Raw genomic sequence first — 13,591 nt, 5'->3', positions numbered from 1 at the left:
GCGGCCTGTCTGACGCCTGGCGAAGGACGGTCTGCCTGCCAGCAGACCGGCATGGGCCGCTGCGTCAGGGCTCGTCCACCCAGTAGTCCAGCCCCGCGTCCTGCTTGTGCAGATAGCGCAGCCCGGGGGCGAAGGCGCCGATCTTTCCCGAGTCGGGATAGACGCAGATCTCCGGCTCCTTCTGCGTGCTGATGCTGATGTAGTGCAGCGGCGCGTCGGAGGTGTTGATGATGTGATGCGGGTACTCGGGCCCCGCCGGGATGTTGATGGTGTCGCCGGCGCGGATGGGCACCCTCTCGCCGGCCACGCGCAGCGTGCCCTCGCCCTGCAGGATGATGAACATCTCTTCCTCGGCATAGTGGAAGTGGTAGGGGCAGCCCATCTGGCCGGGGGCCAGGATGTCGAAGCTGGCGCCGAGCTGCCGGGCGGCGGTGCCCTTGGACAGCGACGTGGATTCGGTGTCGTAGCGCGGCGCGCGGACGAAGCGCTCGCGCGGCGCTTCCTTGAAATTGCGGATCAGGGTCTGACGCAGTTCGGCGGGTGTGGGCATTCAGGGTCTCCGGGGACAATGCGGGTTGAATGAATCCGCCCGTGCATCTTCCAAGCCCTACCGACGACCTGCAATCTGCAGCTCACCAGGTCCTGTCAGCAGTCTTCGGCTACACCGCCTTCCGCGGCCAGCAGGCCGACATCGTCGAGCATGTGGCCGATGGGGGCGACGCCCTGGTGCTGATGCCCACGGGCGGCGGCAAGAGCCTGTGCTACCAGGTGCCGGCCATCCTGCGCCACACCCGCCAGCAGGGTGTGGCTATCGTCGTCAGCCCGCTGATCGCGCTGATGCACGACCAGGTCGGTGCGCTGGAAGAGGCCGGCGTGCACGCCGCCTTCCTGAACTCCAGCCTGACCGGCGAGGAGGCCAGTCGCATCGAGCGCGAGATGATGAGCGGAAGGCTGACCCTGCTCTACGCCGCGCCCGAGCGGCTGACGACGCCGCGCTTCCTGGCGCAGCTGGCGTCCCTGCAGGAGCGCGGCCTGCTGTCGATGTTCGCCATCGACGAGGCGCATTGCGTCAGTCAGTGGGGCCACGACTTCCGCTCGGAGTATTTGCAGCTCAGCCTGCTGCACGAGCGCTTCCCCGAGGTGCCGCGCATCGCGCTGACGGCCACCGCCGACGAGCTGACGCGGGCCGACATCATCCAGAGGCTGCAGCTGCAGGACGCCCGCGTCTTCATCAGCAGCTTCGACCGGCCGAACATCCGCTACCTCATCACCGAAAAGAGTGCCTCGCCGCGCGAGCAGCTACTGCGCTTCGTGCGCGACGAGCACGAGGGCGAGGCCGGCATCGTCTACTGCCAGAGCCGCAAGAAGGTCGATGAAACCGCCGAATGGCTGAAGAGCGAAGGCCTGAACGCCTTGCCTTATCACGCCGGCCTGGACGCCGAAGTGCGCCGCCGCCACCAGGACCGCTTCCTGCGTGAAGACGGCTTGATCATGGTGGCCACCATTGCCTTCGGCATGGGCATCGACAAGCCCGATGTGCGCTTCGTCGCCCACCTGGACCTGCCCAAGAACATCGAGGCCTACTACCAGGAGACCGGCCGTGCCGGCCGCGACGGCGCACCGGCCGAGGCCTGGATGACCTATGGGCTGGCCGACGTCGTCAACCAGCGCCGCATGATCGACGACAGCCCGGCCGACGAGACCTTCAAGCAGGGCCAGCGCGGCAAGCTGGACGCGCTGCTGGCCCTGGCCGAGGCGACCGACTGCCGGCGGGTGCGGCTGCTGAACTACTTTGGTGAAGCGGCGACGCCCTGCGGCAACTGCGACAACTGCCTGAACCCGCCCCAGACCTGGGACGGCACCGAGGCAGCGCGCAAGCTGCTGTCCTGCATCTACCGCTTCCACCAGCGCGGCGAGCGCTTCGGTGCCGGCCACCTCATCGATGTGCTGCGCGGCAAGGCAACCGACAAGACGCGCCAGTACGGCCACGACAAGCTATCCACCTGGGCCTGCGGTGCCGACCTGTCCGAGCAGCAGTGGCGGGCCGTGCTGCGCCAGCTGATTTCGCTGGGCCATGTCGCCGCCGAGGGTGAGTTCAGCACCCTGGCCCTGCAGGACAGCGCCCGGGCGGTGCTCAAGGGCGAGGTGGAGCTGAGGTTGCGCGAGGCCGAGGAGAAGAAGCCCCGGGCCAAGTCGTCGCGCGGCGGCGCCAGGCCCAAGACCGATCCGGCCCTGGGCCTGGATGCCGAGGGTCAGGAGCGCTTCGAGGCCCTGAAAGCCTGGCGCTCCGAGGTGGCCAAGGAGCATGGCCTGCCGGCCTATGTCATCTTCCAGAACACCACGCTGGCCGAGATGGCGCGCGTGCTGCCGGGCGATCTGGCCGAACTGGGCGAGATCAGCGGCGTCGGGGCGAAGAAGCTCGAGGCCTATGGCCGCGAGATTCTTCGAGTGCTCGGGCGCTGAGCAAGCGATGGCCGAGGCTCCCGCGAGCGGGGAGCCTCTGGCGATCAGGTCGTCGGAACGAAGTTGGTCACGATCGAGCCGTACTTGGGCTTGGGGCCGCCGCTGCGCACCAGGATCAGCACCGTGAAGCTGAAGCGCTCGCCGCCGGCCACGTTCTTGAAGCCGGCGGGGTACTGCATCTCCACGCAGCTGTCCGACAGGGACACCAGGCAGCCGAAGTTGTCGCTGAAGCTGTTGTCCACCGTCTGTGCTGGCAGCTGGTGGGCCAAATCGTAGGCCTCTCCCACGCCCTTGATCGCGTCGACGATGCCCTTGAAGTAGTCGAAGATCTCCTTGAACGACTTGGCTTCCTTGGGTGGTTGCAGCGACTTGCCCAGCGAGGTCAGCGCATTCACGGCCGAGGCGCCGATCAGATAGGCGTCCGCTCCCTGCATCTCGGCGGCGCTGGTGTTGGTCAGCTCGATGGTGCTGTCGGGGTAGTTGTAGGCATAGGGGCCCAGCAGGGCCGCACCGGAGTGAACGCCCTCGATCACCAGCGTCTGCGTGAGCAGCTTGTCCAGCAGGTCCTTGGCGATCAGCAGCGTCATCATGTTCTGGATCTGCGACAGGCCCTGGCCGTACATGCCGTCGATGAGCTTGCCGATGGGGCCCAGCGCATTCAGCAGGCCCGACAGCAGGAACTGCGGCGTCGGCCCGTTGGCCGTGGCGCGCGGCCAGGCGGCAAGTGCCCGCCGGCCGGCGCCATTGGCCAGGCGCGGCGCCGCCATGGCCTTGATGGCCAGCGCCTCGGCCGCATGGGCGGTCGGGGCCTGCGCCGTCAGCACCGAGACCGAAGCCTGGGCCACGGCGCGGTCCGCCATGGCGCGCATGGCGATGGGCATGTCCTGGGTCAGCAGCCGGTTGAGCAGGGCCCCGTTGGCCACCACGCCATGGGCGCTGGGCTGGGCTTGCGGGGCCTGCAGCTGGGCGGCGATGGCCGCCAGGTCGGCCTGGTACTGGGTCAGCAGGGCGGTGTTGTCGGCGTCCGTGCCGGTGGTGCTGTTCAGCAGCGTCGTGATCTGCGCGAGCTTGGCCTGCAGCTGCGTCAGTGCCGTGGCGTGGGCTGCGTCGGCGGGCGTGGCATTCAGGCCGGCGGCGCTGAGCTTGGCGGCATCGGGCACGAAGCCGGTGTCGGGCGCGTAGGCACTGCCGAAGTACAGCGTGTTGGGGTCGATGCGGCTGCTGGTGTCGGCGAGCGCCGCCTTGAGCGTGGCCACGGCGGCGTTGTCGCCGCGGGCGACGGCGTCGCGCAGCAAGGCCAGGTTGTTGACGACGCTGGCATGGTTGGCCGACAGATCGGCGAACTGGCCGTTGTTGGCCGACTGGCCGTTGTTGGCCACGACGACAAAGCCGACCTTGGCCACCAGGCCGCCCAGCGTGGCCTGCAGCTCGAAGCCGCCGCGCGTGTCGGCCGAGGTCAGGACCTGGTTGCCGCTGAGCGTGGGTGTGGCGCCGAGGGCGCCGCTGGTGGGCACCAGCACCTGCAGGCTCACGGCGGGTTGCGGGTTGAGGGCCTGGCCGCCGGCATCGGTCACGGTGGGCGTCACCGTCAGCGCGCCGCCGGCGCCGATCACGCCCTGGTTGAGCGCCAGGCTGATGGCGGCGGGGGGGGCGGCACTGGCGGTGAAGTTCCACGCCATCTGGTTGAGCTGGAAGGCCTGCAGGCGATCCTGGCGCAACGTGATGGTGCCGCTGGGCGTGAGGCTGGCGCCGGCAGCGATGTCGCCGACGTCCACCAGACCCTGGACGATGGTGGTGCCCGGGCCCGCCGACGTCAGCTCGGCCTTGAGGCCGGTCTGGGCCGCGGCGCCGTTCTGCACGGTGATGCGGAACTCGTACTCGAACAGCGTGCGGCCGATGCGCTTCTCGCTCAGCTTGGTCAGGCCGGTGACGCTGGCGGACGTGACCGCGTTGACCGCCAGCGCCTTGGCTTGCGGCGCCTCGGCAGGCATGACGCCGGGGGTCGCGTCCTGCCCGCCGCCGCCGCAGGCGCTCAGCAGCAGGGAGGCGGCGAGGACCGGCAGCGCATGGCGGCGCAGGCTGGTGAGGAGGGTGTTCATGCGGCACCCCCCTGGCGGCGGCGCGCGTTCCACAGGCCGATGGCGGCCATGCCGGCGAGCAGCAGCGCATAGGACGCGGGCTCGGGCACCACGGTGGTCTGGCCGCCGGCGACGACGGCGAAGTTGGCGTCGAGGATGTCGAAGTGCAGGGCGCCCGGCTGGCCGGCGCCCAGATAGTTGAACTTCACCACCCAGCCGCCCTGCGACTGGCCGGCGGTCAGGCCCGGCGCGGGTGCGGGCAGCAGGCCGTCAAGGTAGCCGGCCGATGACAGGGCGGTGTCGGGTTGCACCACCAGGCTGTCCCAGCTCGCGGGCGCGGCCTGAAGCGTCAACGTGCCGAAGCTGGTTTCGGGGAAATAGACGCTGAACTCCGACACGCTGGCCGGGGTGCCGTCGGCATGCAGGGTGAACGCCACCTGCCAGTCCGTACCGCCCAGCCATTGATAGGCGGCATCAAGGCTCGCGGCCTGCGCCGAGCCGCAGGCCATGGCCATTGCGAACAAACCACTGGACCATCGGACTGACTTCATCGGCGTACCCCGGTTGCGAGGGCTCCGATGCTAGGCAGCCGGTCGGTGGCCACCATCCCCATGCTTGGGGAAAAGCAGGCCATCCCGGCCTGCGATTCGTGGGGGGTCAGCGAACGGCCGGTGCCAATTCGGCGCTGGCCATCTGGGTGTTGTCCACCGTGCGGCGGCCTTCGATGACGACGCGGGGCAGCTGGGCGATGGCCGTGTCGGCGGCGCGCGTGCCTTCGATGACGACGCGTTCGAGCTTGATGACCTCGGGCGCCTCGGCCGGGACCGTGATGGTCATCCAGGTGGCGCCGGTCAGGGCGATCAACGCGACGAGGACGGCGGCGCTGACGGCTTGCAGGCGGGTGCGGGCGGTGGTGGTGCTGATGCGGTTCATGGCGACCTTCTTTCTTTCTCTCTGTGTGCGGCGCCAGTGTGTTCCCGGAGGGGGTTGCGATCTAAGGGTTTGCGATAGGTTGCCGCTTTTGGCGGATGAAATGCGGCTGGCGGGGATGGCCAGACCCATCGTCAAACTTGAGGGGCGACCCTGACCCCGCCGTCATGCGGTGCCGGGATACTCCCGGCCTAAAAGCTAGGGAGAAAAGTCATGGCACGGGGCAACGACGTCCAACTGGGCGGCATCACCGACCTCAACCTGCTGGCCGACATCAAGCATGGCTTTGTCGATGCGCTGGAGGTGGTCACCTATGTGGACCGCCTGCGCAAGGTGCTCAAGACGCTCAACGGCCTGCGCCTGGGCTCGCGCGAGTCCAGCTCGCCCGCCTCGCCCTATACCGACATCGTCGCCCGCTGGCGCATCGTCCATTCCTTCCGCTGGAGCATCGTCGACGGCAAGGACGGCGCGCCCGACCGGCTGCTGCTGTCGGTCAACTTCGACGGCGGCTGGGAGCCGTATATGCGCGTCATCTGGGACCAGCTCGGCTCGACGCTGGACCTGATGCTCTGCCACACCGAGGGTTACACGCTGTCGCGCGAGTGCAGCTTCGAGACCTATGCGCGCTGGGTGCGCGAGCACGAGGTGTCGGCCGACTTCCTCTTCATCGAATCCGGCCGCAGCGTCGGCGATGCCGAATACCTGGCCAAGCTGGAAGCCGCCCAGCGCGGCCGCGCCAACGAGCTGGAGTTCAACCGCCTGCGTGCGCCGGCCTCGGGCGAGACACCGTCCCTGCCCAAAGGCGAGAAGGAGCGCTTCGCCATGGCCGCGCGCGGCCTGCTGCCGCTGGCGGGCCTGTACATGCTGCAGCGCTTCTTCGGCGCCGATGCGCCCGATCGCGACTGCCTGCTGCGCGCGACGCAGGATGTGCTGTTCGAGCTGCGCGAGCTGGGCACCGCCCAGCATTTCCCCAAGGACGGCGGCAAGACGCCCGGCGGCCAGTTGCGCCTGCGCCATCACGAGATGCTGGCCTGGTTCGAACATGACCTGCCCGAGCCGGTGGTGAAGTCGCGCGAGCTGTCGCTCAAGCCCGGCGACCTGCAATGCTGCGTGCTCAGCAAGCCGCCGGGCAACCGCGGGGGGCTGGTGCTGCTGCGCGTGGCCCAGCCGACCCAGGCCGTGGCCTGGCTCAGCACGGCACCGGTCCAGCATGACAACGAAGACGGCGCCCAGCTGACCGCCTGGCGCCAGATCGCCCTGACCCTGTCCGGCCTCAAGGCCCTGGGCGTGCCGGCCTCGAGGCTGGACCGCTTCCCCCAGGCCTTCAAGGAGGGCATGGCCGCTCGCGCCGGCCTGCTGGGCGATGTGCGCCACAACCATCCGGCGCACTGGGTGCTGGCCCCCCACGTCAACAAGATCGACCGCATCGCCCCGGCCGATGCCCATGTGCTGGTGCAGCTGCGCTTCGCGGCCGCCGAGCCGGGCGAAAACTTCACGGCCGCCGACGACAAGCGCCTGCGCGAGCTGGCCGAGGCGCTGACCGTCAATACCGGCCTGGCCTTGATGGCCATCGAGCCCATGCGCAGCAACGCCGCCGACAAGGAGCACTTCGGCTTCAAGGACGGCATCAGCCAGCCGGTGCCGGCGCCGGACGACGCGCCGCCCACCGGCCTGTCGTGGGACGACAAGGTCAAGGTCGGCGAGGTACTGCAGGGCTTCCCGACCGAGCGCGACAAGGGCTATGCCGTGCCCGAGAAGGCCGACGCGCTGCTGGACCGCGGCAGCTTCCTGGTCGTGCGCAAGCTGCGCCAGTACACCGGCCGCTTCGCCCGGCGCACCTACCAGGAGGCGAAAAAGATCGGCCTCGACCACGAGCTGGTGCTGGCCAAGCTGATGGGCCGCTGGCAGGACGGTCGCGCGCTGGCTGCACCGGAGACCGCCGGCAACGACTTCAACTTCGCCAAGGACAAGGAAGGCGCGGCCTGCCCCTTCCATGCCCACATCCGCCGCACCAACCCGCGCGACCTCGGCGGCACGGCCTTCTCGAAGAACCGCATGCCGCGCATCCTGCGCCGCGGCATGAGCTATGGCGCGCCGGTCCACCCCGATGCGCCCGACGACGAGGACCGTGGCCTCATCTTCATGGCCTACAACGCCCACCTCGCCGAGCAGTTCGAGGTCGTGCAGCGCTGGGTGGCCGGCGGCAATGCCAGCGGCGGCTACTCGGGCCAGAGCGACCCGCTGCTGGGCGTGGTTGACGGCAGTGGCGGCCCGCGCCTGTTTCCGTTTGAGGTCGACGGCAAGCCTCACGAGATCGACCTCGGCCCCGAGCCCTTCGTCACCCTGCAATGGGGCGCCTATTTCTTCGTGCCCTCCATCGCCGCGCTGAAGGGCCTGCCCGGCCTGGTCGAGCTGCCACTGCCGCTGCCGCCCGCCGTCGCCCTGCCCGAGCGCATTCCCGACCTGCAGGACAAGGTCGCGATGCAGCTCTGGCTGGAAGACACCACCACGCGCGACGGCGCCTGGGCCTGGGTGCGCGCCCAGCCCGGCGGCGTCGTCGACACGGCCTATGGCGTGCTGGTGGGCGCGGCCGAGCGCGTCTGCGAGGTGCTGAGGAACGACCCCGATCGCTATTCCGTCAGCGGCTACGGCGAGCGCATGCACGACTCCATCGGCGTGGGCTATCTGGGCCTGGACGACGACACCGGCCACCGCGAGCAGGCGCCCATTATCAATGCCGCCATCGAGGCCTACAGCGAGGAGTACTGCTATGCCGCGGCCTACCAGATCGCCAAGGGCGGTCTCGCGCAGCTGAAAAAGGAAGCCCGCGCCCTGCTGGACGCCTTCCCGGCCTCGCAAAAGCCCGTGGACCTGCCTGCCGACACGCCGCTGGACTTCGAGCGGCTCAGCGAAGGCGTGCTGGCCGAGCTGTGCCGGCGCTGGTTCGGCCAGCCCGACGGCCGCCACATCTGGGGCACCGAGTTCATTGCCGAGGCACCGGCTCAAGGCGTGGCCGCACGCTGCCCGCGCGACCTTTTCAAGGTATCGCGCCATGTCTTTGGTCCCTACCCGACTGACGCCGTCAAGGCCGAGGGCCGTGCCGCGGGGCGCCGCTTCACCGCCGCCGTCGAGGCCTGGCTGGCCGAGCCCGGCACCGTGCTGCCGCCGCTTGCCGCAAAGATCATCGACGCGGCCAAGGCCGTGCCCGATGCGACGCCCGACCTGCCGGCGCGCACGCTGGCCGGCATCATGCTGGGCTTCCCGCCCACCACCCATGCCAACCTCGTGACGGTGCTGGCTGCCTGGGTGCAGACGCGCAAGCTGTGGGAGCTGCAGCCGCAGTGGAACGAGGTCCAGCCCGAGACCCAGGACACCCCGCCCCCCTACGCCGAGGCCGTGGCCTGCCTGCGCCCGACGCTGGTCGCCACGCTGAACCAGCGCCCCACGCCCTTCCAGGTCTGGCGCAAGGCGCGCGTGGCGCATCGCCTCGGTCATGTAGACGTCGAGGCCGGCCGCGTCGTCGTCGTTGGCCTGGGCTCGGCCACCCAGCAGGACCCTTTACGCCACCACGTCGCCTTCGGCGGCGACCGCGCCGACCCCCAGGGCCCGCCGCCCCATGCTTGCTCGGGCTATGGCATGGGCATGGGCGTCATGCTGGGCGTCATCGCGGCGGTGCTGGATGCCGGGGTGCTGCGCTATACGGGGGCGCAGACGGTGGTGGCGATGGGGGTGGATTGAGCACGACGATGACGGACGCGCTCGACAACGAAGACCTGACCCATCCGATTCCGCGGCTGGACGTCATCGACATCCAGGGTTTCCTGAAGGCCGGCGGCACCGACCTCGTCGTGATCATCGGTTCACCTCTTGGCGCCGATGACTACTCCTGCAGGCGGTTGCTGCAGAAGCTCGCGAACTACGCTGCATTCATCGGCTCCGACGACTATGCCGAGCAGTTCGGCAAGCCAAGACCTGAGAACACGACCATCGTCGTCAACATCCACGTCGGATCGGACCCCGAGATCTTTCGCCTTCTCGAGGCATGGCGCCCCAAGGCCGCGGAGGCCCGTGCGGGATTCCGCGTCGAGCCTTGTTCAAGCGAACAATGAAGAAACTCTACGAAGCCGCCAACGCCATCGAAGCCCACATGCTGGTCGATCTGCTCAAGCAGGAGGGCCTCCACGCGGAAATCCAGGGCGAGGCATTGCAGGGGGCGATGGGCGAGGTCCCCATGAACGGCCTGGTACGCCTGGTGGTGGCTGAAGGGGACCATGCGGCGGCGCGGGGCGTCATCGAACGCTGGGAAAGCACCGAAGTTGCGCCCACGCCCAGCCCCAAGCCCGCCCCGAAATCGGCGGGCCTGCGCGGCTTTCTGCTGGGGCTCGCGGTTGGCGTTGGCGCGACCTATGCGGCCTATCGGGCGCCAGTCACCACCGACGGCATCGACCATGACCGGGACGGGGTGATCGATGAGAAGTGGACCTATTCCCCCAACGGCCTGCTGCTGAAGGCGGAGATCGACCGCAACTTCGATCACAAGGTCGACTACGTGGCGCACTACAACGGGCGCGGCGTCATCGACTCTGTCGAGTCGGATGACAACTTCGACGGCGTCTTTGAAACCAGTCAGGAATTTCAGCGTGGCAATATTGAATACAGCTTGACCGATAGCGACGGCGATGGCGTGCCCGACCTCAGGACGCAGTACGTCCATGGCGTGGTCGACACCGTCGAATACCTCAACCCCGCGTCGGGCCGGCCGCTGCGGGTCGAGCATTACGTCCTGGGCGTGCTGCAGTTTGCCGACGTCGACACCGACAAGGACGGCACGCTGGATCAGCGGGTCAGGTATTCGAAGCTGGCTGAGGTCGTCTCGCGTGAAGCGCTGCCGAAGTAGTCAGGGCAGGTCATGACAAGGCTGCTCTTCGCTGCGCTGGTCAGCGCTTTACCGGCGCCGCTGCTTCTGGCTGTCGCTGCGCTGATGCAGTCGCCGAACCCATCGATGGCTGGACCGGCGGCTTTCGTTGCCTCGTATTCGGTACTCGTGGTCGCCAATCTGGTTTTTGCGATTCCATTTGCGAAGCTGGCTCGTGAGCGTCGCTGGCGGGGCCCGTTGGTGTTTGCAGCAGCTGGTGCGGTGGTTGCTGCGCTACTGAGCGCGCTGCCGCACGTGATTTTTCTGAGACCCGAGTTGGGCTTACTTCCGTACGTGAGGGGCCTTGTCGTGATGGCCCCTTTTGGTGCCGTAGCTGGCGGTCTGTTCTGGTTCTTCGGCGTACGTGGCAGCGAAAAAATCTAGCCGGCGGCCGCGCGATGCGGACGCCGGCATTTCAGTTCATCAGCAACTGACCTTCGCCAAGTTCGTCCCCGCTCCCGCCGCCGCGGGCAGCTTCTGCTTCACGCAAGACGGTGCCTGCAGCGAACAGCCCTAGGGAATGCCCAGCGGGAAGTTCGCCGTCGTGACCCAGTCCGTCGCATCGCGCGACGGCGACGATCCGCTGGCGACCCAGGTGATGCTATAGGTCGCGAAGTCGGCAGGACTCGTGCGAACGCGACCGCAATAGACATCTATATATGGATCTTTGAAACCCTTAGGCGTCCAAATTTGGGTGTCAAAAGACTGTGTCTTGACGATTCCGTGCACGAGCTGCTCGCGCAGGCGCCGCGCTTCGAACTCGATGTGGATGAAGCCCGGCAGGTGCTGGCGCAGGTGGTGGCGGTGGTCGATCGTTGCCGAGACGTCGCGCGCTCGCCCGACGTCGGCCTGGCCGAGTCCGAACTCGACCCGTTCGCACCGGCCTTCGAGCACGCAGAACTGGACGAGGCCCGCACGTTGCTGAGGTGAGCCAACGCCCGCATTGCGTCGGCGCTGGCTCGCCACTTCATCAGCAGCTGACCTTGGCCAGGTTCGTTCCCGCCCCCGCCGCCGCCGGTAGCTTCTGCTTGATGCAGGACGGCGCCTGCAGGGAATAGCTGTAGGGGATGCCCAGCGGGAAGTTGGCTGTCGTGACCCAGTCCGTCGCATCCCGTGACGGTGAGGAGCCGCTCGCCACCCAGGTGATGCCATAGGTCGCGAAGTCGGCAGGACTCGCGATGTTGTTGCTGCGCAGCTGCCAGTAGCCGATGGCCGAGCTGTCGCGCGAGGTCACGGGGTTCTGGGAGTTCTCGAACCAGTTGCCTTCGATCAGCGAGTAGCCGCCCATGCGGATGTTGGCGCCCGAGGTCACCACGCCCGTGTACAGGTTGTTGTACAGATGGGTGTAGCCGGCGCGCTGCAGCGGCAGGCGTGAGCCGACGTTCTTGTAGTGGTTGTGGTGGAAGGTGATGAAGCGGTCGCTGGCGTCGCTGTCGCTGGAGCCGATCAGGCCGACCTTGTGGTGGTCGTGGAGGTAGTTGTAGGAATAGGTGATGTGGTGGGCACCGGCCTTGTTGTCGACCAGGCCGTCGAACTCCAGGTCGCCCGCGCCGCTGCATTCCTTCAGGCTGCTGAACAGCGTGTTGTGGTCGATCCAGATATAGCCCGGGTATTTGCCGCTCTGGCCTTCGATGCCGATGGCGTCGATGCTGCCGGGCAGCAGGCCGATGGTCATGTTGCGGATGATGACGTTCTGCGCCGCGGCCTTGATGGCCAGGCCGAAGTTGGCCGCCGAGCCGTTGGCGCCTTCGATGGTGACGTTGTTCTTGTTCTTGATCTCGACGATGGCGCCGGCCGGTTTCTGCCACTGGGTGCAGGCGTCGGGGATGGTGCCGAAGTCGAAAGTGCCGGTGTAGCGCAGCACCAGGCCGGAGCTGCCGTCGTAGGCGTCGATGGCGGCCTGCATGGCGGCGGCGGTGCTGACCGTCACGGCCGCCTTGCTGCCGCCGCCGGTCACCGTGCCCGCATAGCCGCCGCTGGCGCCGGCCGGAGCGGGTGCGGGGCTGGGGGCCGGTGAGGGAGCAGGCGTGGGCGCCGGCGTCGGTGCGGGTGTGGGAGCGGGCGTTGGTGCCGGGGAAGGCGCCGGGCTGCCGACCGGGCCGACGGCGCATTTCTTGGCGATGCCGGGATTGGGGTCGGAGCCGAAGGTGGCCGTCGTGCAGGCGATGTCGCCGCTGAGGTTCTTGATGACCCATTTGTCCTTGATGCCGAAGGACACGGGGCGGGTGGCGGTGCCGGCCTTGCAGGTCCCGCCCTCGTCGGCGCATTTGGAATAGCCCGAGGGCCAGTCGACCGCGTGCGCGGCCGTGGCGGCCAGCAGCAGCGACAGGGCGGCGCCGGTGGTGCGAACGACGGGCAGGGGCGGCGGGGTGAGCTTCTTGGTGATCATGGGTTGTCTCCGGTCTGTTGTGTGGGCGCGCGGTTTCCTTCCGGATGCGCGCAGCTGACCGTCACGGGGCCGGGAAGAGGCCGCCGCGAAGGCTGTCGGGCAGGGAGAGAAGAAAACCGGAGCCGACGTCAGGTCGCTACCGGTCGATCCGCGCGCATGGTCGCGACGACTGCAGGTCGGTGCGGGCATCGCCGCACATCGCGAAACAACTATGGAACAGCGTTCCGATTAATTGGATACGAAGTTTCATGAAGCCGAAGCGAGTGACGCTCAGGCTTGCGCGCCCGGGGGAGCCTGGCGCAGGCGGCGCCAGACCCAGCCGGCGATTGGCACCAGCAGGGTCGCCCACAGCCATTGCCAGTTCTTGGCGATGAAGGCTTGCGCCCGGCTCGGCCAGCTGACCTTCACTTCGATCTGCTCATCGAAGGCGCGCACCGTCTTGCGGGTCGTGGCGCCATCGACGCTGACGATGGAGTTCAGCGTCAGGTGGAGGTATTTGGTGCCGCCGTCCAGGGCCTTGATCTCCCAGCGCCAGCTGACATCATCGTCCGAGCCCAGGACCTGCTCCGTCGCACTGGTGGGCGTGATCTCGAAGTCCGACTTGGACGCTGTCAGCAGGGCCTCAACGCGTCGCGATACGCGCACGCCGGCTCCTTCGACGTGCTCTGACTGGGCGCTGCGCAGCTCGCGCTCAAGTTGGGCCGCTTCCTTTTTCAGGCTCAGGCGGAGCTCCACCATGGCTTGATCGTCCTGGTGCATGCCAGTCGGCGCCTTGAACGCGACATTGGCCTTTTCCAGTTGCGCCAGCGCTTGATC

12 protein-coding genes are annotated in these 13,591 nt (G+C 68.1%); 6 read left to right on the top strand and 6 right to left on the bottom strand.

Features of this window, described 5'->3' with window-relative positions:
* Window positions 1–64: 64 nt before the first annotated feature.
* The gene (locus AC3WOE_RS24850; RefSeq protein WP_492694187.1) at window positions 65–550 is read right to left on the bottom strand and encodes a cupin domain-containing protein; all 486 of its coding nucleotides are present in this window, start codon (window positions 548–550) and stop codon (window positions 65–67) included.
* 29 nt (window positions 551–579) lie between these two features.
* Here AC3WOE_RS24850 and recQ point away from each other — a divergent pair, with 29 nt between their 5' ends.
* Window positions 580–2,463 carry a DNA helicase RecQ gene (gene recQ / locus AC3WOE_RS24845; protein ID WP_492694185.1) on the top strand — a complete coding sequence of 628 codons (1,884 nt, stop codon included), beginning with the start codon at window positions 580–582 and terminating at the stop codon, window positions 2,461–2,463.
* A 44-nt stretch (window positions 2,464–2,507) separates the two neighbouring features.
* Here recQ and AC3WOE_RS24840 read toward each other — a convergent pair whose 3' ends face one another.
* The 3 genes from AC3WOE_RS24840 to AC3WOE_RS24830 form a co-directional block, all read right to left on the bottom strand.
* Window positions 2,508–4,562, bottom strand: a complete 2,055-nt coding sequence (locus AC3WOE_RS24840; RefSeq protein WP_492694184.1) for a hypothetical protein — start codon at window positions 4,560–4,562, stop codon at window positions 2,508–2,510.
* Window positions 4,559–5,092: a PEP-CTERM sorting domain-containing protein gene (locus AC3WOE_RS24835; protein WP_492694182.1), complete on the bottom strand. Its 534-nt coding sequence runs from the start codon at window positions 5,090–5,092 to the stop codon at window positions 4,559–4,561. Before AC3WOE_RS24835 ends, AC3WOE_RS24840 begins: the two co-directional genes overlap by 4 nt.
* Window positions 5,093–5,198: 106 nt before the next feature.
* Complete coding sequence (locus AC3WOE_RS24830) at window positions 5,199–5,474, bottom strand: hypothetical protein (RefSeq protein ID WP_492694180.1); 276 nt, start codon at window positions 5,472–5,474, stop codon at window positions 5,199–5,201.
* A gap of 210 nt (window positions 5,475–5,684) precedes the next feature.
* On the opposite strand from AC3WOE_RS24830, the gene AC3WOE_RS24825 reads away from it, so the two are divergent.
* The 5 genes from AC3WOE_RS24825 to AC3WOE_RS24805 all read left to right on the top strand — a co-directional run bounded on the left by AC3WOE_RS24825 (window position 5,685) and on the right by AC3WOE_RS24805 (window position 11,316).
* Entirely contained in the window at window positions 5,685–9,209 is a 3,525-nt protein-coding gene (locus AC3WOE_RS24825) for a Dyp-type peroxidase (protein ID WP_492694178.1), read from the top strand.
* 8 nt (window positions 9,210–9,217) lie between these two features.
* Window positions 9,218–9,580 carry a hypothetical protein gene (locus AC3WOE_RS24820; protein WP_492694176.1) on the top strand — a complete coding sequence of 121 codons (363 nt, stop codon included), beginning with the start codon at window positions 9,218–9,220 and terminating at the stop codon, window positions 9,578–9,580.
* Window positions 9,577–10,368, top strand: coding sequence for a putative signal transducing protein (locus AC3WOE_RS24815; RefSeq protein ID WP_492694174.1), 792 nt, complete (start codon window positions 9,577–9,579; stop codon window positions 10,366–10,368). The genes AC3WOE_RS24820 and AC3WOE_RS24815 overlap by 4 nt, the downstream gene beginning before the upstream one ends.
* A gap of 12 nt (window positions 10,369–10,380) precedes the next feature.
* Window positions 10,381–10,770 (top strand): hypothetical protein, encoded by a 390-nt coding sequence (locus AC3WOE_RS24810; protein ID WP_492694172.1) that lies wholly within the window; start codon window positions 10,381–10,383, stop codon window positions 10,768–10,770.
* Window positions 10,771–11,109: 339 nt separating this feature from the next.
* Window positions 11,110–11,316, top strand: coding sequence for a hypothetical protein (locus tag AC3WOE_RS24805; RefSeq protein ID WP_492694170.1), 207 nt, complete (start codon window positions 11,110–11,112; stop codon window positions 11,314–11,316).
* A gap of 40 nt (window positions 11,317–11,356) precedes the next feature.
* Here AC3WOE_RS24805 and AC3WOE_RS24800 read toward each other — a convergent pair whose 3' ends face one another.
* Together AC3WOE_RS24800 and AC3WOE_RS24795 are read right to left on the bottom strand one after the other, a co-directional pair.
* A complete protein-coding gene (locus AC3WOE_RS24800; RefSeq protein WP_492694168.1) occupies window positions 11,357–12,775 on the bottom strand; it encodes a pectate lyase family protein in 1,419 nt (472 codons plus the stop codon).
* A 270-nt stretch (window positions 12,776–13,045) separates the two neighbouring features.
* Window positions 13,046–13,513 carry a hypothetical protein gene (locus AC3WOE_RS24795; protein WP_492694166.1) on the bottom strand — a complete coding sequence of 156 codons (468 nt, stop codon included), beginning with the start codon at window positions 13,511–13,513 and terminating at the stop codon, window positions 13,046–13,048.
* Window positions 13,514–13,591: the final 78 nt, after the last annotated feature.

Source organism: Roseateles sp. FW305-36, assembly GCF_058787015.1.
This window is presented reverse-complemented; position numbering and strand designations above follow the sequence as displayed.